Annotated in this window: 18 protein-coding genes and 1 tRNA gene; 12 read left to right on the top strand and 7 right to left on the bottom strand. The window is 66.6% G+C overall.

What is annotated here, in order from left to right:
• Nucleotides 1–113 precede the first annotated feature (113 nt).
• Nucleotides 114–683, top strand: a complete 570-nt coding sequence (locus K307_RS39305; RefSeq protein WP_042886455.1) for a phosphoribosyltransferase — start codon at nucleotides 114–116, stop codon at nucleotides 681–683.
• A gap of 65 nt (nucleotides 684–748) precedes the next feature.
• Here the strand turns inward: K307_RS39305 and K307_RS39300 are convergent, their stop codons facing one another.
• The 3 genes from K307_RS39300 to K307_RS39290 all read right to left on the bottom strand — a co-directional run bounded on the left by K307_RS39300 (nucleotide 749) and on the right by K307_RS39290 (nucleotide 2,403).
• Nucleotides 749–1,360, bottom strand: coding sequence for an NAD(P)-dependent oxidoreductase (locus tag K307_RS39300; RefSeq protein WP_042886454.1), 612 nt, complete (start codon nucleotides 1,358–1,360; stop codon nucleotides 749–751).
• Between the two features lie 92 nt (nucleotides 1,361–1,452).
• Nucleotides 1,453–1,887, bottom strand: a complete 435-nt coding sequence (locus K307_RS39295; protein WP_042886453.1) for an Rrf2 family transcriptional regulator — start codon at nucleotides 1,885–1,887, stop codon at nucleotides 1,453–1,455.
• Nucleotides 1,888–2,316: 429 nt separating this feature from the next.
• A tRNA-Leu gene (locus tag K307_RS39290) sits at nucleotides 2,317–2,403 on the bottom strand.
• Nucleotides 2,404–2,473: 70 nt separating this feature from the next.
• On the opposite strand from K307_RS39290, the gene rnr reads away from it, so the two are divergent.
• From rnr to K307_RS39275, 3 genes are all read left to right on the top strand, one after another.
• Nucleotides 2,474–5,077, top strand: a complete 2,604-nt coding sequence (rnr, locus tag K307_RS39285; RefSeq protein ID WP_042886452.1) for a ribonuclease R — start codon at nucleotides 2,474–2,476, stop codon at nucleotides 5,075–5,077.
• Between the two features lie 85 nt (nucleotides 5,078–5,162).
• Entirely contained in the window at nucleotides 5,163–5,906 is a 744-nt protein-coding gene (gene rlmB, locus K307_RS39280) for a 23S rRNA (guanosine(2251)-2'-O)-methyltransferase RlmB (protein WP_042886451.1), read from the top strand.
• A 4-nt stretch (nucleotides 5,907–5,910) separates the two neighbouring features.
• Nucleotides 5,911–6,678 carry an SIR2 family NAD-dependent protein deacylase gene (locus K307_RS39275; protein ID WP_042886450.1) on the top strand — a complete coding sequence of 256 codons (768 nt, stop codon included), beginning with the start codon at nucleotides 5,911–5,913 and terminating at the stop codon, nucleotides 6,676–6,678.
• Between the two features lie 33 nt (nucleotides 6,679–6,711).
• Here the strand turns inward: K307_RS39275 and tal are convergent, their stop codons facing one another.
• Nucleotides 6,712–7,668, bottom strand: coding sequence for a transaldolase (tal, locus tag K307_RS39270; protein ID WP_042886449.1), 957 nt, complete (start codon nucleotides 7,666–7,668; stop codon nucleotides 6,712–6,714).
• 148 nt (nucleotides 7,669–7,816) lie between these two features.
• Between tal and rpiA the strand changes: the two genes are divergently transcribed.
• Complete coding sequence (gene rpiA, locus K307_RS39265; RefSeq protein WP_042886448.1) at nucleotides 7,817–8,503, top strand: ribose-5-phosphate isomerase RpiA; 687 nt, start codon at nucleotides 7,817–7,819, stop codon at nucleotides 8,501–8,503.
• Between the two features lie 73 nt (nucleotides 8,504–8,576).
• Here rpiA and K307_RS39260 read toward each other — a convergent pair whose 3' ends face one another.
• Together K307_RS39260 and argA are read right to left on the bottom strand one after the other, a co-directional pair.
• Nucleotides 8,577–8,849 carry an oxidative damage protection protein gene (locus K307_RS39260; RefSeq protein ID WP_012353145.1) on the bottom strand — a complete coding sequence of 91 codons (273 nt, stop codon included), beginning with the start codon at nucleotides 8,847–8,849 and terminating at the stop codon, nucleotides 8,577–8,579.
• A 101-nt stretch (nucleotides 8,850–8,950) separates the two neighbouring features.
• Entirely contained in the window at nucleotides 8,951–10,414 is a 1,464-nt protein-coding gene (gene argA, locus K307_RS39255) for an amino-acid N-acetyltransferase (RefSeq protein ID WP_042886447.1), read from the bottom strand.
• Nucleotides 10,415–10,437: 23 nt separating this feature from the next.
• Between argA and hrpA the strand changes: the two genes are divergently transcribed.
• The 6 genes from hrpA (at nucleotide 10,438) to K307_RS39225 (ending at nucleotide 19,401) form a co-directional block, all read left to right on the top strand.
• The gene (gene hrpA, locus K307_RS39250; RefSeq protein ID WP_042886446.1) at nucleotides 10,438–14,505 is read left to right on the top strand and encodes an ATP-dependent RNA helicase HrpA; all 4,068 of its coding nucleotides are present in this window, start codon (nucleotides 10,438–10,440) and stop codon (nucleotides 14,503–14,505) included.
• Nucleotides 14,506–14,648: 143 nt separating this feature from the next.
• Nucleotides 14,649–15,635, top strand: coding sequence for a beta-propeller fold lactonase family protein (locus tag K307_RS39245; protein ID WP_042886445.1), 987 nt, complete (start codon nucleotides 14,649–14,651; stop codon nucleotides 15,633–15,635).
• A 19-nt stretch (nucleotides 15,636–15,654) separates the two neighbouring features.
• Nucleotides 15,655–16,524 carry a polysaccharide deacetylase family protein gene (locus K307_RS39240; RefSeq protein ID WP_042886444.1) on the top strand — a complete coding sequence of 290 codons (870 nt, stop codon included), beginning with the start codon at nucleotides 15,655–15,657 and terminating at the stop codon, nucleotides 16,522–16,524.
• A complete protein-coding gene (locus K307_RS39235; protein WP_042886443.1) occupies nucleotides 16,524–17,498 on the top strand; it encodes a sterol desaturase family protein in 975 nt (324 codons plus the stop codon). The genes K307_RS39240 and K307_RS39235 overlap by 1 nt, the downstream gene beginning before the upstream one ends.
• A gap of 166 nt (nucleotides 17,499–17,664) precedes the next feature.
• Nucleotides 17,665–18,564 carry an EI24 domain-containing protein gene (locus K307_RS39230; protein WP_042886442.1) on the top strand — a complete coding sequence of 300 codons (900 nt, stop codon included), beginning with the start codon at nucleotides 17,665–17,667 and terminating at the stop codon, nucleotides 18,562–18,564.
• 12 nt (nucleotides 18,565–18,576) lie between these two features.
• Nucleotides 18,577–19,401: a competence/damage-inducible protein A gene (locus K307_RS39225; RefSeq protein ID WP_042886441.1), complete on the top strand. Its 825-nt coding sequence runs from the start codon at nucleotides 18,577–18,579 to the stop codon at nucleotides 19,399–19,401.
• 86 nt (nucleotides 19,402–19,487) lie between these two features.
• Here K307_RS39225 and K307_RS39220 read toward each other — a convergent pair whose 3' ends face one another.
• The gene (locus tag K307_RS39220) at nucleotides 19,488–19,952 is read right to left on the bottom strand and encodes a rhodanese-like domain-containing protein (RefSeq protein ID WP_042886440.1); all 465 of its coding nucleotides are present in this window, start codon (nucleotides 19,950–19,952) and stop codon (nucleotides 19,488–19,490) included.
• A gap of 487 nt (nucleotides 19,953–20,439) precedes the next feature.
• Between K307_RS39220 and K307_RS39215 the strand changes: the two genes are divergently transcribed.
• Nucleotides 20,440–21,855 carry a 3-hydroxylaminophenol mutase gene (locus K307_RS39215; protein WP_042886439.1) on the top strand — a complete coding sequence of 472 codons (1,416 nt, stop codon included), beginning with the start codon at nucleotides 20,440–20,442 and terminating at the stop codon, nucleotides 21,853–21,855.
• Nucleotides 21,856–21,964: the final 109 nt, after the last annotated feature.

Raw genomic sequence — 21,964 nt, 5'->3', positions numbered from 1 at the left:
CTACGCAAGGCCACGGCGCAATGAGCGCCGCGGCCCGCTACAGACAATCGGCCCGCGCAAGCGGGCCGAGCCATATCGGTCAACCGGACCACGAAGATACAAAGAGTAAAGCGATGAACCTGCCTACGAACGATGACGAGAACCTGTGGGTTTCCTGGGACGAATACCATCGCCTGATCGCACGCCTGTCGCTGAACGTGCATGAGTCGGGCTGGAAGTTCGACAAGATCCTGTGCCTGGCGCGCGGGGGGCTGCGCGTGGGCGACCAGATGTCGCGCATCTTCGACGTGCCGCTGGCCATCCTGGCCACCAGCAGCTATCGCGAGGCAGCCGGCACGCAGCAGGGCGACCTGGATATCGCGCAGTACATCACCATGACCCGCGGCGAGTTGACCGGCAAGATCCTGCTGGTCGACGACCTGGTCGATTCGGGCATCACGCTCGAGCGCGTGGGCCGCCACCTGAAGGAACGCTACCCGGCGGTGACCGAGGTGCGCTCGGCGGTGCTGTGGTACAAGGCGTGCTCCAAGATCGAGCCGGACTACCACGTGACCTTCCTGGAGTCGAACCCCTGGATCCACCAGCCGTTCGAAGAGTACGACACGCTGCGCCCGCACAACCTGGCGGCCTGGCTCAAGCGCGGCAAGCGCGCCAGCCTGCTGGACGACGGCACGCGCGACTGAACGCCGCGGTCTGTTGGCATGCCGTGCCCGCGATGATGGCATCGCCGGGCACGGCGCGGTGGGCTTCAGTAGCCGACCGTGAAACGCTGGCGCGAATGCGCCGGCTTCTCGATCTCATCGAGCATCGCGATGGCGTAGTCTTCCATCGAGATCCAGCTCTTGCCTGCTGCGTCGCTCAGCAGGTTTTCCTGGCCGATACGGAATTTGCCGGTGCGCTCGCCCGGCTCGAACAGTGCCGACGGCGACAGGAAAGTCCAGTCGATCTGTTGTTCACCGCGCAACGTATTGAGGAAGTCGCGACCGGCGAGGGCCTCGGCCTTGTAGGCGTCAGGGAAGGTCGGGGTGTCGACCAGTTGCACGCCCGGGGCGACGTAAAGGCTGCCGGCGCCGCCGACGACCAGCAGGCGTGGCATGCCGGCCTGGCGCAGGGCGGAGGTGACTTGCGGTGCGTTCAGCTGCGCGAAGCGCGCCGTGCTGATGACGACATCGTGGCCCGACAGGGCCGCTGCCAGCGCGGCGGTGTCGGTAGCATTCACGTCCCTGGTGGCGAGGCCGTCGCGCGCCGGTAGGCTGCTGGCCTGGCGCGAAAGGGCGGTCACCTGATGGCCGCGGCGCAGCGCTTCGTCGATCAGGCGCGTGCCGACGCGGCCGGTGGCGCCGATGATTGCGATCTTCATGCTCACTCCTTTTTTACTCGGTTGCTGACCTCAGCAAGGTCTTGAGATACTCGATGTGAAACCAATCTGGTTACATATCGAGGTAAAAAAAATCAGCGCTTGCGGCGCTGGGTGGCCCCTTCGACATCGGCGAGCATGCTTGCAATCGTGATGCCGGCGAGAGCATCGTCCATGGCTGCCTGCGCGTGGTCCGCGACCTTGCGCAACGCGCCGGTGATCTCGCGGCCCACCGCGCACGCCGGATTGGGTGCGCTCTGGTGCAGCGTGATCAGCGCGGTGGTCTCCACCACGCGGAACACGTCCAGCAGCGTGATCGACGCCGCCGGGCGGGCCAGCGTGGCGCCGCCGGTGCTGCCCATGGTGGTGGTCACCAGTCCCGCTTCAGCCAGCTGGCCGACCAGCCGGCGGATCAGCGCCGGGTTGGTGCCGACGCTACCGGCGATCAGCGACGACGGCATCGGCTCCGCCGAACTGGCGAGCAGGGTGAGGATATGGACCGCCACGGCGAACCGGCTGCTTGTGCTCAATGCTTGTTTGCCCAGGATGTCAGGAACAATATGCAACCATGGTAGTTACACATGAATGTGGCTGTCAAGGGTATCGGATGGCGAGACGTTAAAGAGGAGGAGGCGGGGAGGTGAATTGGGGGGGGAAAGCAGCGCTGCAGCGATGTACCAATATGGCGGCAAGTGGCTGCAAGTGGCCGCCGGAATGCCGGAATCGCCACTGAAGCTGTTACACTCCTCGACATTGCCGTTCCGTTGTGGTTCGGCTGCCGCGCGGGGTACGGTGCGCGGTTTCGCGGACGGGAAAAACCCCGTACGCTCACAGGTATGACACCGCGGCACGTAGTGCCGCCAAGCAAGGAGTGCAAGTTGCCGGATCTGGTACGCGAACCAAGCGTCAAAAACAAAAAACCCGCAGGGCTTGAAAGCGCTGCGGGTTTTCCGGTGATCTGGTGCCCAGGAGAGGACTCGAACCTCCACAGTGTTGCCACCGCTAGGACCTGAACCTAGTGCGTCTACCAATTCCGCCACCTGGGCAGGTGTCGAAACAACCGAAGCGCTCATTATAGAGAGTGCGAGAATTTTGTCAAATAGTTTCCAGAAAAAATTGAATCAGAACAGCTATCCGATCCCCAGCCGGGAAGAAATCCTGGGCGTGCTGAGAACCTCGGGATCCCCTCTGTCTGCCGGCGATATCGCCAAGTCGCTCGCGGTCACGCGCAAGGAGCATGACGGCTTCCAGAAGCGCCTGGCGGCGATGGAACGCGATGGTCAGATCGAACTGAACCGCAAGGGCCGCTATGAGCTGGCCCACCAGCCCAACTTCGTCACCGGCCGGGTGCAGGGCCACCGCGACGGCTTTGGCTTCCTGATCCGCGACGACGGCGAGGACGATATCTTCCTGCCCGAGCGCGAACTGCAGAAGGCCATGCACAACGACCGCGCGCAGGTGCGCGTGGTGGGCTACGACCGCCGCGGCCGGCCCGAAGGGCAGATCGTCGAGATCATCGAGCGCGCCAACCGGTTCGTCATCGGCCGCCTGCTCAGCGAGGGCGGCGTGCTGGTGGTGGCGCCCGAGGACAAGCGCATCAGCCAGGACATCCTGATCCCGCCCAAGGCGCAGGGCAAGGCGCGCGTGGGGCAGGTGGTCAGCGTCGAGCTGATCGAGTATCCCGACCGCTATGTGCAGCCGGTGGGCCGCGTGGTGGAAGTGCTGGGCGAGATCGACGATCCCGGCATGGAGATTGAGATCGCGGTGCGCAAGTACGGCGTGCCGCATGCGTTCTCGCCCGCAGCCGCCCAGGAAGCCGCCGCGCTGCCCGACGAGGTGCGCCAGGCCGACCTGGACCACCGCATCGACCTGCGCGATATCCCGCTGGTGACCATCGACGGCGAAGACGCGCGCGACTTCGATGACGCGGTCTACTGCGAGCCGGTCAGGATCGGCCGCGCCAAGGGCTGGCGCCTGATCGTGGCGATCGCCGACGTGTCGCACTACGTGCGCCCCGGGACGCCGCTGGATGCCGATGCGCTGGATCGTGCCACCTCGGTCTACTTCCCGCGGCGGGTGATTCCGATGCTGCCGGAGAAGCTGTCCAACGGCCTGTGCTCGCTCAACCCAACCGTGGACCGGCTGTGCATGGTGTGCGATGCGGTGATCACCGCCAAGGGCGAAGTCAAGGGCTACCAGTTCTACCCGGCCGTGATGCACTCGACCGCGCGCCTGACCTACAACGAGGTCTGGTCGGTCTTGTCCAATACCAAGGGTCCCGAGGCGCACAAGCGCAGCGAACTGGTACCGCACCTGCAGAACCTGTACGAGCTGTTCCAGGTCCTGCTCAAGGCGCGGCGCGCGCGCGGCGCGATCGACTTCGATACCACCGAGACCTATATCGTCTGCAACGCGCAGGGCAAGATCGAGCAGATCCTGCCGCGCACGCGCAACGACGCGCACCGGCTGATCGAGGAATGCATGCTGACCGCCAACGTGTGCGCGGCCGACTTCCTCGAACGCTTCAAGCACCCGGCGCTGTACCGCATCCACGCCGGCCCCAGTGAAGAAAAGCTGAAGAATCTGCGCGAGTTCCTGCGCACCGCCGGCCTGTCGCTCGGCGGCGGCGACAAGCCGCAGGCGTCGGACTATGCCGAGGTGATGGACAAGATCAAGTCCCGCCCCGACGCGCCGATGCTGCAGACCATGCTGCTGCGCTCGATGCAGCAGGCGGTGTACAGCCCGGACAATATCGGCCACTTCGGCCTGTCATATGAAGCCTATGCGCACTTCACCAGCCCGATCCGCCGCTATCCGGACCTGCTGGTGCACCGCGCGATCAAGGCGGTGCTGGCGCATACCAAGTACCAGCCGGCCTTCGCCCACGGCACCGAACTGAATACGGCGATCTCGCCCAAGGCGCGCAAGCTGCAGGCCAGGGACGCAGAGCAGAAGGCCGAACTGACGGCGGCGCGCGCCAAGCGCAACGAAGCGATCTGGGACGAACTCGGCCTGCACTGCTCGGCCAACGAGCGCCGTGCCGACGAGGCCTCGCGCGATGTCGAGGCCTGGCTCAAGTGCTACTTCATGCGCGACAAGCTCGGCAGCGACTTCGCCGGCACGGTCAGCGCCGTGACTTCGTTCGGCATCTTCGTGCAACTCGACGAGTTGTACGTGGAAGGCCTGGTCCACGTGACCGAACTGGGCAGCGACTACTTCCAGTACGACGAGGCCCGCAACGAGCTGCGCGGCGAGCGCACCGGCATCCGCTACCGGTTGACCGACCGCGTGCGCGTGCAGGTCTCGCGTGTGGACCTGGATGCACGCAAGATCGATTTCCGCCTGGTGCAGGAACCGTCGGCCAAAACCCTGCGTGCCCGCGTGCCCGGCACTGAGACCCAGCCGCGCGTGCCCGCCGCCCATGCGGTGCCGGCGCGCAAGAAGGGCCGCCAGCTGGCGGCGCTGCTGGGTGGCTCGTCCAAGCCTGAGGAATCGTTCGACGAGACGCTGGACCGCGTGATCGAGGAGCAGCCGGTATTCGAGGCCGTGATCACGCCGCTCAGGCCGCACGTCAAGACCGGTGGCAAGCCGGCCAAGCGCGCGGCCAAGCCCAAGCCCTCGCACCTGGAAAAGCCGCACAAGCCGGCCTCCAAGTCGCGCACGGCCAAGCCGGCGGGCAAGGCGCCCGCCAAGAGCCTGCGCACCCCGCGCAAGCGCTGAAGCCTGCGGCGGCCGCAATGGCCGCCGCCACCCCGCCGCCGTGCCTTGCGCGGCGGTGCGGGCCGGGGCGAGTACAATCGCGCCCATGGCTAAAAACAAACTCCTGATCGGCTTTCACGCCGTGACCGCACGCCTGCGCCAGGACGCAAAGGGCGTATCCGACGTCTATATCGAATCCGCCCGCCGCGACCGGCGCATGCAGGACTTCGTCCGCCTGGCCGAGAGCCTGGGCGTGCGCCTGCATCCCGTCGATGCCGAGCGCCTGCGCGGCATGGCCGGCACCGACCGCCACCAGGGCGTGGTGGCGCGCGCCGAAGACGTGGCGCTGGCGCTGAACCTGGATGAACTGCTCGACGGCATCGAGGGCACGCCGCTGCTGCTGGTGCTCGATGGCGTCACCGATCCGCACAACCTGGGCGCCTGCCTGCGCGTGGCCGATGGCGCCGGCGCGCACGCGGTGATCGCACCCAAGGACCGCAGCGTCGGCCTCAATGCCACCGTGGCCAAGGTCGCCAGCGGCGCGGCCGAGACCGTGCCCTACATCACCGTCACCAACCTCGCGCGCACGCTGCGCGAACTGCAGGAACGCGGCATCTGGGTGATCGGTACCGCCGACGATACCGAGAAGTCACTGTACGAGATCGACTTCAAGGGCCCGACCGCGATCGTGATGGGGGCCGAAGGCGAGGGCATGCGCCGCCTGACGCGCGAGACCTGCGACGAGCTGGTCGGCATTCCGATGGCGGGTGGCGTGGAAAGCCTCAACGTCTCGGTGGCCAGCGGTGTGTGCCTGTACGAGGCGGTACGCCAGCGGCGTCTGCCGCGCTGAGCCGATGGCAGGCGATTCCGACCACTCCGCTGTGCCAGGACTTGAGGAAGCGCGCCGGCTGATCGCGGGCGCGAAGAACATCTTCGTGCTGACCGGTGCCGGAATTTCGGCCGAGTCCGGCGTGCCGACCTTCCGCGACGCCATGACCGGGCTGTGGGAACAGTTCGATCCCGAAGAGCTCGCCAGCGAAGACGCCTACCGCCGCCAGTCCGCGCTGGTGTGGGAGTGGTACCTGCACCGGCGCGAACTGGTCGCGGCCGTGCAGCCCAATCCGGCGCACCACGCGCTGGTGGCGCTGGCCGCGCAGAAATCGATCACGCTGATCACGCAGAACGTCGACGGCCTGCACCAGCGCGCCGGCAGCGATCACGTGATCGAGCTGCACGGCAATCTGTTCGCCAACAAATGGCTGGACGGTTGCGGGCGCTGCAACGAGGCCACCGCGCTGCCCGGCAAGCCGCCACGCTGCAACCTGTGCGGCGCGCTGATGCGTCCGGGCGTGGTGTGGTTTGGCGAGGATTTGCCGCGCGTGGCGCGCTACCGCGCCGAGCATGCGGCGCAGACCTGCGACCTGTGCCTGGTGGTCGGCACCTCGGGGCTGGTGTATCCGGCGGCGGGGTTTCCCGGCGTGGCCAGCGAGCATGGCGCGCCGGTGATCGTGGTGAATCCGCAGCCGTCGGTGCTGGACCAGACCGCGGATATCGTGCTGTCTGCGGCGGCAGGGGAATGCCTGCCGCTGCTGTGGCCGCAACCGGCACCCTCGGCCGGCTGAGCCTGCGTCCGGGCGTTGCCGCCCGGACACCTCTTACTTCGCGATCTCCCCGATCAGCTTTTCCAGCTTGACCGCATCCGCCGCGAACAGGCGGATGCCTTCGGCCAGCTTCTCGGTGGCCATCGCATCTTCATTGAGCTGCCAGCGGAAGGACGGCTCGTCGGCCGCGATGCGGGCGATATTGGCGGCCTGCGCCTGGTCCACGGAGAGCTTGCGCTCGACCGGGCCCTGGCCGGCGGCCAGTTGCTCGAGCAACTCGGGGCTGATGGTCAGCAGGTCGCAGCCGGCCAGCGACAGGATCTGCGCGGTGCTGCGGAAGCTGGCGCCCATCACCTCGGTCGGGTAGCCGAACCTCTTGTAGTAGTCGTAGATCTGGCGCACCGAGCGCACGCCCGGGTCGTTGTCGCCGCCGTTGGCGACCGGGTCCCACTGCTCGCCCGCCTGCTTCTTGTACCAGTCGAAGATGCGCCCGACGAAGGGCGAGATCAGCTGCGCGCCGGCCTCGGCGCAGGCCACCGCCTGCACCAGCGAGAACAGCAGCGTCATATTGCAGCGGATGCCGTCGCGCTGCAGGATCTCCGCCGCGCGGATGCCTTCCCAGGTGGAGGCGATCTTGATCAGCACGCGCTCGCGTGCGATGCCACGCTGCTCGTAGAGCTGGATCAGGTGGCGCGCCTTGGCCACGGTGGCCTCGGTGTTGAACGACAGGCGCGCATCGACCTCGGTCGACACGCGGCCCGGCACGATCGCCAGGATCTCGCAGCCGAAGGTCATCAGCACTTCGTCCATCACCGCATCCACACCGCCGTTGCCGTGGTGGTCCCGCACGGCCTGTTCCAGCAGGTGCCGGTATTCGGGTTTCTGCACCGCCTTCAGGATCAGCGATGGATTGGTGGTCGCATCCTGCGGGGTGTACTGCTTCATCAGCTGGAAGTCGCCGGTATCGGCCACCACCGTGGTGAACTGCTTGAGTTGTTCGAGCTGGTTCATGGTCGCTATGTCGTGGGCTGAATCGTCTGCGGGCATCCGAGGGGCTACAGGCTGCCCGGGTCTGGTCCATTGTACCGTCGCCCGCGAGCCATGCCGCCGCAATCCGCTACACTACGCGTCTTCTCCCCAACGCAATCTGGCTGTTGTCATGACTCAGGATGAACTCAAGGCGCTGGTGGCGCAAGCCGCCGCCGACTACGTGAAGCAGGAAGTTCCCGAAGGCGCCGTGCTCGGCGTGGGCACCGGCTCCACCGCCAACCTCTTCATTGACGCCGTGGCGGCGTTCAAGGAGCGTTTCGCAGGTGCGGTGTCGAGTTCCGAGGCCTCCACGCGCCGCCTGCAGCAGCACGGCTTCAAGGTGCTGGACCTGAATGAGGTCGATGAGATTCCCGTGTACGTCGATGGCGCCGACGAGATCGACGCCAGCGGCGCCATGATCAAGGGCGGCGGCGGCGCGCTCACGCGCGAAAAGATCGTGGCCTCGGTGGCAAAGCGCTTCGTCTGCATCGCCGACGGCAGCAAGTTGGTCCAGACCATGGGCACGTTCCCGCTGCCGGTCGAGGTGATTCCGATGGCACGTGCCGCGGTCGCGCGCAAACTGCAGGCCCTGGGCGGCCAGCCGCGCCTGCGCATGACCAAGGAAGGCGGCATCTACAAGACCGACAACGGCAATGTGATCCTGGATGTGGCCGGGCTGAAGATCGACGACCCGCGCGGCCTGGAGTCGGCCATCAACCAGGTGCCGGGCGTGGTCACGGTGGGCCTGTTCGCGCTGCGTGGCGCGGATGTGCTGCTGCTGGGCACCGGCGACGGCGTGCAGCGTACGGACTACTGAGCGCAGTCGTCCGCTACACAGCAAAAAAAAAGGGGTGCCTGAGGCACCCCTTTGTCTTGGATGGCGGTCCGGATCAGGACTGCGGCGGCACGTAGCCTTGCGCCTGGTCGGCGCCTTCGCCGAAAAAGTACTTCTCGGTCTGCTTGAGCAGGTACTGGCGCGCGCGCGCATCGGCCATGTTCAGGCGGTTTTCGTTGATCAGCATGGTCTGGTGCTTGAGCCAGCCGGCCCAGGCTTCCTTCGACACGCTTTGCCAGATCTTCTTGCCCAGTTCGCCGGGCAGCGGCGGGAAGTCGAGGCCTTCGGCTTCCTTGTTCAGCTTGATGCAATGGACCGTGCGGGCCATGGGGACTCCTTGTACGTTCGTTAGACTTTGCTGAGGCGCTGGCGCTATTGTAGCCAAGCGGGGCGACCGGTCGCGACTAGGCGCAGATTGCCCCTACGGCGTTACAGCTTTTTCATCAGCACCATGGACTTGCGCTGCCAGTTGTAGAGCTTGCGCTTGTCCTCGGGCAGGTCGTCGACGGTAGCGTGCACGAAGCCGCGCTTGAGGAACCAGTGCTCGGTGCGGGTGGTGAGCACGAACAGCTTGTCCAGGCCGAGCGCGCGGGCGCGGCGCTCGATGCGCTTGAGCAGGCGCTCGCCGTCGCCGGTGCCCTGGGCTTCCTGCGAGACCGTCAGGCACGCCATCTCGCCCATGTTCTCGCGCGGGTAGTCGTACAGCGCGGCGCATCCGAACAGCACGCCGTCGTGCTCGATCACCGAGAAGTTGCCGATATCGCGCTCGATCAGGTGGCGTCCGCGCGGCACCAGCGTGCCGTCCAGCTCCAGCGGCTCGATCAGCTGCACGATGCCGCCGACGTCGTCGAGCGTGGCTTCGCGCAGGCTTTCCAGGTCGGTGTCGGACAGCATGGTGCCGACGCCGTCGTGCAGGAACAGCTCCAGCAGCACCGAGCCGTCGAGCGAGTAGGGGATCAGGTGCGCGCGCGGCACACCGCCCTTGAGCGCCTTGACCAGGTGCTGCAGGTAGTTGGCGACGTCCCGCGGCAAGTGGTTGTTCTGCAGGCGCTCGACCGCGGTACGCAGCGACATTTCCTGCATCAGCTTGCCGACCGGGTCGGGCACGCCCGGCACCTCGGTGATAAAGATCAGCTTGTCGGCCTTCAGTGCCGTGGCGGTGGCGCTGGCCACGTCTTCCATCGACAGGTTGAAGGCCTGACCGGTAGGCGAGAAGCCCAGTGGCGACAGCAGCACCACCTTGCCGTGCGACAGCGACATGCGCACAGACTCGGCGTCGATCTTGCGCACCAGGCCGGTGTGCTGGTAGTCCGTGCCGTTGACGATGCCGACCGGGCGCGCGGTGACGAAGTTGCCGGAAATCACCGAGAGCTGGGCGCCGGCCATCGGTGTATTGGGCAGGCCCTGGCTGAAGGCGGCCTCGATATCCAGGCGCAGCTCGCCGGCGGCTTCCTTGGCGCATTCGAGCGCCGCGTTGTCGGTGATGCGCACGCCGTCGACAAATTGCGACTCAACCTGGCGCAGCGCCAGCTGTTCCTCAACCTGTGGGCGCGAGCCGTGCACCAGCACGATCTGCATGCCCATCGCGTGTAGCAGTGCGACGTCGTTGACCAGCGCGTTGAGCACGCCCGACTTGACCAGCTCGCCAGCAAAGGCAATCACGAAGGTCTTGCCGCGGAAGGCGTGAATATACGGCGCCACCATGCGCAGCCAGTCGACGAACTGCTGGTGGTCGGGGCCGCTGCGGTCGATGGCGTCGGCGCTGGCGACCACCGGCGCGGTGGCGGGCACAGGGGAGGCCGGGGCGGGCGGGGGCAGTTCGGCCGTGGCGGGCGGCTCCCCCGGCGCGGAAGAGGAGGGCGCCGGCTGGGGCGCGTCGGTTCTGGCGTTCATGTCGCGGATTATAATCCCGGCCAATGTCAGAACAACGTCCCATCAAGCCGCCCCTCAAGCCCGCCAGGCCCGCCGCGCCGCGCCAGAGCGCCGGTGCCGGCCAGTCCGCGTCCCCAGCCCAGTCGCCAGTCCAGTCCCGGCCGGCCAGAGGCCAGGCCCGGAGCCCGGCAAAACAACCCGCCGGCCGTCCCGAACCCGCTGCCGCCCGTCCTGCCGGCGAGCCCGGCCAGCGGCCGCCGCGCGGGCCCCGCGAGGCGCGCCCGCCGCGGCCAGCCAACCCGCTGCCGCCGATCGCCTTCCCCGAGGCCCTGCCGGTCTCGGCCCGCCGCGACGAGATCGCCGCGACGCTGCTGGCCAACCAGGTGGTGATCGTGTCGGGCGAGACCGGCTCGGGCAAGACCACGCAGCTCCCCAAGATCTGCCTGTCGATCGGGCGTGGCCCGGGTCGCGAGGGCGGGGGACTGATCGGCCACACGCAACCGCGGCGTATCGCTGCCACCTCGACGGCCAAGCGCATCGCGCAGGAACTCGGCACGCCGCTGGGCGAGCATGTGGGCTACCAGGTGCGTTTCAACGACACCATGTCATCGGGCGCGTCGGTCAAGCTGATGACCGACGGCATTTTGCTGGCCGAAACCCAGAACGACCCGCTGCTGCGCGCGTACGACACCCTCATCATCGACGAGGCGCACGAGCGCAGCCTGAACATCGACTTCCTGATTGGCTATTTGCGCCAGATCCTGCCGAAGCGGCCGGACCTGAAGGTGATCATCACCTCGGCGACGATCGATGCGCAGCGCTTTGCCCAGCATTTCGCGTCGAACGGCAAGCCGGCGCCGGTGATCGAGGTCAGCGGCCGCCTCTACCCGGTGGAAGTGCGCTACCGCCCGATCACCGAGGACGTGCCCCCCGGTGGCGCGCCGCGCAATGCTCAGGCCCGCGAGCGCGACCTCTACGATGGCATCGTCGATGCCGTCGACGAACTGTGCCGCGTGGGCCCCGGTGACGTGCTGGTATTTCTGCCCGGCGAGCGCGAGATCCGCGAAGCCGCCGAGGCGCTGCGCAAGCACCATCCGCCGCATACCGAGATCCTGCCGCTGTTCGCGCGGCTGTCGGTGCAGGAGCAGGAGCGGGTGTTCAAGCCGTCGAACGCGCGTCGCATCGTGCTGGCGACCAACGTTGCCGAAACCTCGCTGACGGTGCCGGGCATCCGCTACGTGGTCGATACCGGGCTGGCGCGCGTCAAGCGCTACTCCTACCGCAACAAGGTCGAGCAACTGCAGGTCGAGGCGATCTCGCAGGCTGCCGCCAACCAGCGCGCCGGCCGTTGCGGCCGCGTGGCGAACGGCGTGTGCGTCCGGCTGTATGAAGAGACCGATTTCGCCGGCCGGCCGCGCTTCACCGACCCCGAGATCCTGCGCTCGTCGCTGGCCGCGGTGATCCTGCGCATGAAGGCGCTGCGGCTGACCGATATCGAGGCCTTCCCGTTTATCGAGCCGCCGCTGGGCCGCGCCGTCGCCGACGGCTACCAGCTCTTGCAGGAACTGGGCGCGGTCGACGACGCCAACCAGCTCACCGGCACCGGCCGCCAACTGGCCAAGCTGCCGCTGGACCCGCGCGTGGCGCGCATGATCCTGGCCGCGCGCGAGCACCATTGCCTGCGCGAGGTGCTGGTCATCGCCAGCGCGCTGTCGGTACAGGACCCGCGCGACCGCCCGCAGGAAGCGCAGGAAGCCGCCGACCAGGCGCATCGCAAGTTCATGGACGAGAAGTCCGAGTTCCTGGGCTGGGTCAGGCTGTGGAAGTGGTTCGAGGACGCGGTCGCGCACAAGAAGTCCAATCGCCAGCTGCAGGATCAGTGCCGGGCTAACTTCCTGTCGCACCTGCGCCTGCGCGAGTGGCGCGATGTCCATTCGCAGTTGCTGACCACGGTCACGGAGCAAGGCTGGCGGCTGAACGACAGCGAGCCCACCTACGAGCAGGTCCACAAGGCCCTGCTGACGGGTTTGCTCGGCAACGTCGGCTGCCGCATCGAGGACGGCGACGGCAAGGGCCGCGAATACCTGGGCGCGCGCGGCATCAAGTTCCACCTGTGGCCGGGCTCGCTGATCGCGCGCAAGGTCGGCCGCTGGATCGTGGCCGCCGAGCTGGTCGAGACCAGCCGGCTGTTCGCACGCACGCTCGCGCGCATCGAGCCCGAGTGGCTCGAGCAGATCGGCGGCCACCTGCTCAAGGTGAGCTGGAGCGACCCGCACTGGGAAAAGAAGGCCGGCCAGGTGCTGGCGCTGGAACGCGCCACGCTGTACGGCCTGGTGGTCTACCAGCATCGCCGCGTCCACTACGGGCCGATGAACCCGAAGGAAGCGCGCGAGCTCTTTATCCGCCGCGCGCTGGTCGAGGGCGAGTTCGACACGCGCCTGCCGTTCTACGCCCACAACCAGCGTCTGGTGCGCGAGATCGAGAACCTGGAGCACAAGTCGCGCCGCCAGGATGTGCTGGTCGACGACGAGCTGATCTACGCCTTCTACGATCGCGCGATCCCGGCGGATATCAACCAGCAGACGACCTTCGAGCAGTGGTACCAGGCCGAGAGCGGCAGAGACCGCAAGCTGCTCTACCTGAACCGCGACGAGCTGATGCGGCACGAGGCGGCCGGCATCACCACCGACCTGTTCCCCAAGACCATGAGCGTGGCCGGGGTCGACATGGGCCTGACTTACCACTTCGAGCCAGGCAGCCACCGCGACGGCGTGACGCTGACCGTGCCGCTGTACGCGCTCAACCAGGTGCGACAGGAGCGGGCCGACTGGCTGGTGCCGGGCATGATCAAGGAGAAGGTCCACCTGCTGCTCAAGTCGCTGCCGCAGAAGCTGCGCCGCCACTGCGTGCCGCTGCCGGAGTACGCAGCGGGGTTTGTTGCGCGCCAGCCGCTCGGAGAGGGCGAGTTGCTCGACGTGCTGATTGCCGATGTCCGCGAACAGACCGGCACTATGGTCAAGCGCGCCGACTTCAAGCTCGAAACGCTGCCCGCGCACCATTCGATGAACTTCAAGGTGATCGACGAGCACGGCCGCCAGCTCGATATGGGCCGCAACCTGGCCCAGCTCCGTGCCGAGCTGGGCGGGCAGGCACAGCAGTCGTTCCAGCGGGTCGCGGCGCAAGCCGCGGCACAGGCCGCCACCCAGTCTCCGGAACAGGCGGCGCCGCTGGCCGCGGCCGAGCCTGGCAAGTACGAGAACCTGACCGGCTGGAGCTTCGGCGAACTGCCCGAGCTGCTGGAGATCCGCAAGGGCAGCCAGACCCTGTTCGGCTACCCGGCGCTGGTCGACCGCGGCACGCACTGCGACGTGGAAGTCTTCGACGATCCGCAGGAAGCGGCACGCATCCACTACCTGGGACTGCGCCGGCTGTTCGCGCTGCAGCTGCGCGATCAGGTCAAGTTCATCGAGAAGAACATCCCGGGCCTGCAGCAGATGGCGATGCAGTACATGACGCTGGGCACGCAGGAGATGCTGCGCGACCAGATCGTGATGCTGGCCCTGGAACGCGCTTGCCTGCAGGCGCCGCTGCCGCGCAACGAGGCCGAGTTCAATGCCCGCAAGGACGAAGGGCGCACCCGGCTGTCGCTGCTGGCGCAGGAAATCGCGCGGCTGGTAGGCGCCATCCTTGCCGAATACGCCAGCCTGCCGCGCAAGCTGCTGCAGGCCAAGCCGTTCCCCGCGGCCTACGCCGATATGGAAAGCCAGCTCGGCCGGCTGATGGGCAAGCGCTTTATCGACGAGAATCTGTACAGCCAGTTGGTCCATTTCCCGCGCTACCTGAAGGGCATCGCCATGCGCGTGGACAAGCTCAAGGGCGACCCGGGGCGTGACAGCCAGCGCATGCAGGAGATGGCGCCGCTGGTGCAGCAGTGGCTGCGGGCGGAAAAACAGCTCCGCACCCAGGGCCGGGGCGGCGAGGACGCGCGGCTGGAGGAATTCCGCTGGATGCTGGAGGAGTTGCGCATCGCGCTGTTCGCCCAGGAGCTGCGCACGCCGGTGCCGATGTCGGTCAAGCGGCTGCAGAAAGTGTGGGAATCGATGCAGCGTTGACGGGTAAGGCGCCGGTGCCGGCCGCCGTTGGTCGTGCCGGCGCAACAATCTGCTGATTCTTGTCCGTCGTCAGTCGCGACGTCAGCGGATTGCCGCGCCCAAACGTTAGAATCGCCGGTTCGGTATTCTTTTTAGCGGGTCTTATGTTCGCATTGCGTCGTGTTGTGGCTGGTGGATTGACGGTGGGCGCCCTGGCGCTGGGCCTGCTGGCCGCACCGGCATCGGCGGAAGTAGTGGTGATCCTGAATTCGGGTGATGCAACGGTCACGCTGATCGACAAGGATTCGCAGAAGGTGCTGGAGACATATCCGATTGGCAAGGAACCGCACCACCTGATCGCCACGCCGGACGACAAGTCGCTGATCGTGGCCAATGCGGTCGGCAACGACCTGGTGTTCCTGGATCCCGTCAGCGGCAAGGTCCAGCAGCGCGTGCCGAATGTCGACGACCCGTACCAGATCGGCTTTTCGCCGGACCAGAAGTGGTTCGTCGCCACCGGCAACCGGCTCGACCGGGTCGACCTGTATCGCTGGGACGGCAAGGCGCTGAAGCTGGCCAAGCAGTTCCCGCTGGCCAAGACGCCCAGCCATATCGCCTTTACCGCCGATAGCCGCATCGCCTTTATCACGCTGCAGGATTCCAACGAGGTGGTCGCCATCGACCTGGTCACGCAGAACGTGATGTGGCGCATGGAGACCGGCTCGGCGCCGGCGGGCATCTGGGTCACGCCGGACCAGAAATACCTGCTGGTCGGCATGACCGGCGCCGACTATGTGGCCGTGATCGACTGGCGCACCCGCACCGTCGTCAAGCAGATCCAGACCGGCAAGGGCGCGCACAACTTCCGCGCCGTGGGCGACAAGCGCCACCTGTTCCTCAGCAACCGCGTGACCGGCAGCATCAGCATCATCGACCAGCAGACGCTGACCAAGATAGGCGATATCACCGGCCTGCCGCCGGGCCCGGACGACATGGAACTGACCGCCGACGGCAAGACGCTGTGGGTCACCTTCCGCTGGGCGCGCTCGGTCGGCCTGATCGATGTGGCAAATCGCAAGCTGGTCAAGACCGTGCGCGTCGGGCGCTCGCCGCACGGCATCTATTTCCGCACGCGCGCGCCGCTGTATTGAACGAGGCAGGGCAGGGACCATGCGCGACACCAAGGCTTCGCGATCCGGGCGTCTCAGGAAAATCCTGGCTGCGCTGGCGCTCGCCTGCGCGTTGCCGTCCGCGCTGCACGCGGCCGACGCAGGCCAGCCTGCGGCAAAGTCCTGCCCGGCCGGCACGCTGTACCTGACCTTCGATACCGGCAGCATGAGCCAGGCGCAGCTGATTGCCGACACGCTGCGCCGCCACCATATCCGCGCGACCTTCTTCCTGGCCAACGAACCGACGGTGCGACAGGACAGCTCGCTCGATCCGTCCTGGGCGCCGTACTGGAAAGCGCTGGTGGCCGACGGCCACGCTTTCGGCACGCATACTTTCGACCACGTCTACCTGCGCAGCGTGCGCGCTGGCCAGGTGACCATGCGGCCGCAGTTCGGCGCGCAGGCGGGCAAGGACATGGCGATGGACGCCGCCGGCTTTTGCCGCGAGCTGCGCCGCAGCGCCGAGGCCTTCCGCGGCATGACCGGTGCCGACATGGTGCCGCTGTGGCGCGCCCCGGGCGGCCGCACCGCGCCGCAGACGCTGCAGTGGGGCGAGCATTGCGGCTTCCGCCACGTCGGCTGGGCGCCGGCGGGTTTCCTGGGCGATGAGTTGGCCTCGGAGCGCTATCCGAACACGATGCTGCTCGAACGCGCACTGGACAAGCTGCGCGACGGCGACATCACCTTGGCGCACCTGGGCATCTGGTCGCGCAAGGACCCCTGGGCGCCCGGCGTGCTGGAGCCGCTGCTTGCCGGCCTGGAGCGCAAGGGCTTCTGCTTCGCGACGCTGCGCGAGCATCCGGCCTACCGTGACTGGATTGCCCGCCACGCAGCAAGCACGGCCAACGGACAACAGGAGGGCAGGCGGTAATGTGGGAGACGCTCAACGGTTGGATCGGCATGGTCGAAGGCACGCTGTTCCAGGACGTGGTGCTGCCCGTGGTCTACGACCTCGGGTTTGGCCGCTATGCCGAGGAGGCCTTCACCGGCACGGAGTGGCTGCTGGTGGGACTGGTGCAGATCGTCGTGATGGCGCTGATCCTGGGTCCGCTGGAGAAGTGGCGCCCGGTCGAGCCGGTGTCCGACCGCGCCGCGATCCGCACCGACATGTTCTATACGGTGATCCATCGGCTCGGGCTGTTCCGGCTGGCGATGTTCTTCCTGCTGGCGCCGCTGACCGACGCCATTGAAGGCCACGTCCGGCTGCTGGGCTGGCACCGCATCAACGTCGAGGACTGGTGGCCGGGCGTGACCTCGGTGCCACTGGTCAGCTTCTTCGTCTACCTGCTGCTGTTCGACCTGCTCGACTACTGGTACCACCGCCTGTCGCACACGTTCCGGTGGTGGTGGCAGCTGCACGCCGTGCACCACAGCCAGCGCCAGATGACGCTATGGAGCGACAACCGCAACCACCTGCTCGACGACATGCTGCGCGACTTCGTGTTCGCGCTGGTGGCGCTGGGCGTCGGCGTGGAGCCGTCGCAGTACGTGCTGCTGGTGGCGCTGTCGCAACTGCTGCAGAGCCTGCAGCATGCCAACGTGCGGCTGCATTTTGGCGCGCTCGGCGAGCGCCTGCTGATCTCGCCGCGTTTTCACCGCACCCACCACGCGGTAGGTATCGGGCATGAAGCGGACGGCGCCCCGACGCGCCTGGGCGGCTGCAACTTCGGCGTGATCTTCCCGTGGTGGGACATGCTGTTCGGCACCGCGGTCTTCACCGAGACCTACCACCCGACCGGCATCCGCGATCAGCTGCCACCGCCGGTGGGCAAGGGCTACGACTACGGCGCGGGCTTCCTGGCCCACCAGTGGTACGGCATCAAGCGTCTGCTGCGGCTGCGCTGAAGCGGGGCGGTTTTGAGGCAGTCCTCCACCTGCGGCGCCCGATGGCGCGCCGCGGCGGCAAGTGGCGTATGCTAGTGTTCCGGCTCGCCGCCGGTCCGGCACATCTGGACCTCCATACGGACTTCCGCCGCGCCCGGCGCCTTTCCTCCTGTTTGCCATCGATTGCATGAACGATATTTTCCGCTCGTTTGGCCGCGCGCTTGTCAGCCAGCTGCATCCCCGCATGCTGATGCTGACCGTGCTGCCTTTCGTCCTGGCCACGCTGCTGTGGGGCGGCCTGCTCTGGTGGGGCTGGGACCCCATCATGACCGCCACGCGCGGCTTCCTTGAAACCTCCATCCTGACCAGCTGGATCTACAGCGCGCTGGACTGGTTCGGTCTGCAGTCGATGCGGGCCGTGGTCGCGCCGCTGTTTGTCGCTGCGCTGGCGATCCCGCTGGTGATTGCCTCCATGCTGATGTTTATCGGCGTGTTCTCGGTGCCGGCGGTAGTGCGTCATCTCGAGCGCAGCTATCCCGGGCTGGACAAGGCCCATGGCGGCAGCGTGCTCGGCAGCGTGTTCCACTCGCTCGGCAGCACCGTCGTCTTCCTGTTGCTGGTGCTGGTGACGCTGCCGCTGTGGCTGATCCCGCCGTTCTTCGCGCTGATCCCGCCGGTGCTGTGGGGCTGGCTGACCTACCGCGTGATGACCTATGACGCGCTCGCCGACCATGCCAGCGCCGAAGAGCGCAAGACGCTGGTGCGCCGCCACCGCACGCCGCTGCTGGTGATCGGTGTGGCGGTGGGGCTGCTGGGCTCGGCGCCGACGCTGCTGTGGGTGTCGTCGGCGGCGGTGATCTTCCTGTTCCCGTTCGTGCTAACTGGCACGCTGTGGCTCTACGTGCTGATCTTTATTTTCTCGGCGCTGTGGTTCGGCCACTTCTGCCTGCGCGCGCTGGCGCAACTGCGGGCCGAGCGTGCCGCGACGTTGGCCGAGCAGTCGGCCCCGCAGCCGGCCGGCCCGTCGCCCGACGGCGATGTGATCGACCTGGCGCCGTCGGACGTGCGCCGCATCGAAAATTCCTGAAGCGAGGGCAATATGGGTTTTGGCCTGATCGTCATTGGCGACGAGATTCTGTCGGGGCGGCGCGAAGACAAGCACATGCGCCGCACCATCGAACTGCTGGGCGCGCGCGGCCTGGCGCTGGACTGGGCGGAGTATGTCGGCGACGACCGCGCCCGCATCACCGCCACGCTGGGGCGCACGTTCGCCGGCTCTGACGTGGTCTTCTGTACCGGCGGCATCGGCGCCACGCCGGATGACCACACCCGCCAGTGCGCCGCTGCCGCGCTGGGCGTGCCGCTGGCGCTGCATCCCGAGGCGCGCGAGCAGATCGCGTTGCGCATCGCCGAGACTGCCAACGGCGACCCGATCAAGGCCGACCTGAACCTGCCGGAGAACCAGCACCGCTTCAAGATGGGCGAGTTTCCCGAGGGCGCGCGCATCATCCCCAACAGCTACAACCGCATCCCCGGCTTCTCGGTGGCGCATCACCACTTCATGCCGGGCTTTCCGGTGATGGCGTGGCCGATGATGGAGTGGGTGCTGGACCACGAGTATGCGCACCTGTTCCACCAGGTACAGCAGCAGGAGCGCGCCTTCTATGTGTTCGAGGCGCCCGAGTCCACGCTGACGCCGCTGATGGAGAAGGTCGAGGCGGCGCATCCCGGCGTGCGCGTGTTCAGCCTGCCGTCGGTGGGCGACGTGCAGCGTGGCGACCGCTTCGCGCGCCGGCATATCGACCTGGGCGTCAAGGGTCCGGCCGAGCTGGTCGCGCCGGCCTATGCAATGCTGCTCGAGGGTGTGCAGGCGATGGGTTTCGAGACGGTGGAGCAACCGGCGCGGGAATCCGCGCAGGCATAGGCGCAGGCCTGAGCACGGCGCGCTGCGGAGCAAAAACAAAGGGGCAGCCCAGGCTGCCCCTTTGTTCAATCACGCCGCGGCGGCGCTCAGGCGCCGTGCCACGGCAGGCCGCGCACGCACCAACCCTCGACGGTCTTGCGGTGGTGCTGCGCATCGCGGTTGCCCTCGAAGCCCTCCAGCACGTCCATGGCGAAGTGGTAGCCGGCTTCGGTGGCCACGCGCGCGGCGTGCTTGGAACGCGCGGCGCTGCGGCACAGGAACAGCACCGGCACATCGGCCGGCACGCGTGCTTTCAGTTCGTCGAGGAAGCGGCCGTTCTGCGCGCCACCCGGATAGGTCATCCACTCGACGTGCGCAAACTGCGCGTCGGGCACGTCGACGCCGCCCACCCAGTCCAGTTCGGCCTGGGTGCGCACGTCGACCAGCACGGCGGAAGGGTCGTTCTGCAGCAGCGCATAGGCTTCCTGCGGCGACAGCGCGCCGAAATACGGGAGCTGGTTTTGTTGCTGGCGCTGGCTGGCAGCCTGGAGGAGATCGTCTCGGGTGGTCATCTGCGTGACAAATTTCAGGGATGGAATAGGGGCAAACCGGGGCGGACGGAAGGACCGCAGCACACTATTCTATAGCGCTACGACCGCCCGGCGACTGATTGCTCGCGGGAGCGCGCCACCGGCGGGCAGGCTTCGACCGATTTTGGTGCATACGCACTGATTCGGTGCGACAACTTGCTGATTGCACCATTATGGTGTTTTATAGGGAGGCACCACACATTTTCGCGTGTTATTGGTGCGCCACCCGGCAAGGAGTCGTTCTCGCTCCACGTCACTCGCCAACCCCGACACGGTGCGCGGTTCGCCGGAATTGCACATTTTTCGGGCTGGGCGTAGCAGAGGGGCGTTTGCTTGGCATGCTTTCTGCTAACATTCCTCGTCCTTTCGTGGCTGGTCGGATCGGCGCGGCAACTATGCAGCGGCGCCGGTGGCGACAGGCCCAAGAATTGGCTTTCTCAGACTTCCGCCGAATATCCAGGAGATTGGCATGGCCCACAGCGTTGCAGACGTGATGAAGCTGGTGAAGGAAAACGACGTCAAGTTCGTCGATTTCCGTTTCACCGATACCAAAGGCAAGGAGCAACACGTGTCCGTGCCCGTGTCGCACTTCGATGAAGACAAGTTCGAAAGCGGCCACGCCTTCGACGGTTCGTCGATCGCCGGCTGGAAGGGTATCGAAGCTTCGGACATGCTGCTGATGCCGGATCCGAATACCGCCAACGTCGATCCGTTCTACGAAGAACCGACGCTGGTGCTGACTTGCGACGTAGTCGAGCCGTCGGACGGCAAGGGCTATGACCGCGACCCGCGCTCGATCGCCAAGCGCGCCGAAGCCTACCTGAAGAGCACCGGCCTGGGCGACACCGCCTACTTCGGCCCGGAACCCGAATTCTTCATCTTCGACGGCGTGACCTGGAACGTCGACATGCAGGGCAGCTTCGTGAAGATCCACTCCGAAGAAGCCCCGTGGTCGTCGGGCAAGGAATTCGAGCACGGCAACACCGGCCACCGTCCCGGCAAGAAGGGCGGCTACTTCCCGGTGGCCCCGATCGACACCTTCCAGGACATGCGTTCGGAAATGTGCCTGATCCTGGAATCGCTGGGCATCCCCGTTGAAGTCCACCACCACGAAGTGGCTGGCCAGGGCCAGAACGAAATCGGCACCAAGTTCAGCACGCTGGTGCAGCGCGCCGACTGGACCCAGCTGCAGAAGTACGTGATCCAGAACGTCGCCCACACCTACGGCAAGACCGCCACCTTCATGCCGAAGCCTGTCGTCGGCGACAACGGCTCGGGCATGCACGTGCACCAGTCCGTGTGGAAGGACGGCCAGAACCTGTTCGCTGGCAACGGCTACGCCGGCCTGTCGGAATTCGCGCTGTACTACATCGGCGGTATCATCAAGCACGCCCGCGCGCTGAACGCCATCACCAACCCGGGCACGAACTCTTACAAGCGCCTGGTGCCGGGCTTCGAGGCTCCGGTGAAGCTGGCTTACTCGGCCCGCAACCGTTCGGCTTCGATCCGCATTCCGTATGTGGCCAACCCGAAGGGCCGCCGTATCGAGACCCGCTTCCCGGATCCGCTGATGAACCCGTACCTCGGCTTCTCGGCGCTGCTGATGGCCGGCCTGGACGGGGTGATGAACAAGATCCACCCGGGCGAAGCAGCCGACAAGAACCTGTATGACCTGCCGCCGGAAGAGGATGCAAAGATCCCGACCGTCTGCTCGAGCCTGGACCAGTCGCTGGAGTACCTGGACAACGACCGCGAGTTCCTGACCCGCGGCGGCGTGTTCTCGAACTCGATGATCGATGCCTACATCGAACTGAAGATGGAAGAAGTCACGCGTTTCCGCATGACCACGCACCCGATCGAGTTCGAGATGTACTACTCGCTGTAAGCGGCCCTTGCCCGGGAATGACGCAGGTTGTGACCGGGCAACAGTTGCACCAGAAAGGGGCGGCTTCGGCTGTCCCTTTTTGCTTTGCTCGCTAGAATGGGGAATCCGA

It is taken from the genome of Cupriavidus necator A5-1 (assembly GCF_000744095.1).
In the GTDB taxonomy this organism is placed as follows: domain Bacteria; phylum Pseudomonadota; class Gammaproteobacteria; order Burkholderiales; family Burkholderiaceae; genus Cupriavidus; species Cupriavidus necator_A.
Note: the sequence above shows the minus strand (reverse complement) of the source record. Positions and strands in the feature narration are given on the sequence as shown.

Bases quoted from the DNA above. Each gene is read 5' to 3' on its own strand.
- K307_RS39305 (WP_042886455.1), top strand. From the start codon at position 114: ATGAACCTGCCTACGAACGATGACGAGAACCTGTGGGTTTCCTGGGAC.
- K307_RS39300 (WP_042886454.1), bottom strand. From the start codon at position 1,360: ATGAAGATCGCAATCATCGGCGCCACCGGCCGCGTCGGCACGCGCCTG.
- rlmB (WP_042886451.1), top strand. From the start codon at position 5,163: ATGGCTAAAAACAAACTCCTGATCGGCTTTCACGCCGTGACCGCACGC.
- K307_RS39275 (WP_042886450.1), top strand. From the start codon at position 5,911: ATGGCAGGCGATTCCGACCACTCCGCTGTGCCAGGACTTGAGGAAGCG.
- tal (WP_042886449.1), bottom strand. From the start codon at position 7,668: ATGAACCAGCTCGAACAACTCAAGCAGTTCACCACGGTGGTGGCCGAT.
- rpiA (WP_042886448.1), top strand. From the start codon at position 7,817: ATGACTCAGGATGAACTCAAGGCGCTGGTGGCGCAAGCCGCCGCCGAC.
- K307_RS39260 (WP_012353145.1), bottom strand. From the start codon at position 8,849: ATGGCCCGCACGGTCCATTGCATCAAGCTGAACAAGGAAGCCGAAGGC.
- argA (WP_042886447.1), bottom strand. From the start codon at position 10,414: ATGAACGCCAGAACCGACGCGCCCCAGCCGGCGCCCTCCTCTTCCGCG.
- hrpA (WP_042886446.1), top strand. From the start codon at position 10,438: ATGTCAGAACAACGTCCCATCAAGCCGCCCCTCAAGCCCGCCAGGCCC.
- K307_RS39245 (WP_042886445.1), top strand. From the start codon at position 14,649: ATGTTCGCATTGCGTCGTGTTGTGGCTGGTGGATTGACGGTGGGCGCC.
- K307_RS39240 (WP_042886444.1), top strand. From the start codon at position 15,655: ATGCGCGACACCAAGGCTTCGCGATCCGGGCGTCTCAGGAAAATCCTG.
- K307_RS39235 (WP_042886443.1), top strand. From the start codon at position 16,524: ATGTGGGAGACGCTCAACGGTTGGATCGGCATGGTCGAAGGCACGCTG.
- K307_RS39230 (WP_042886442.1), top strand. From the start codon at position 17,665: ATGAACGATATTTTCCGCTCGTTTGGCCGCGCGCTTGTCAGCCAGCTG.
- K307_RS39225 (WP_042886441.1), top strand. From the start codon at position 18,577: ATGGGTTTTGGCCTGATCGTCATTGGCGACGAGATTCTGTCGGGGCGG.
- K307_RS39220 (WP_042886440.1), bottom strand. From the start codon at position 19,952: ATGACCACCCGAGACGATCTCCTCCAGGCTGCCAGCCAGCGCCAGCAA.
- K307_RS39215 (WP_042886439.1), top strand. From the start codon at position 20,440: ATGGCCCACAGCGTTGCAGACGTGATGAAGCTGGTGAAGGAAAACGAC.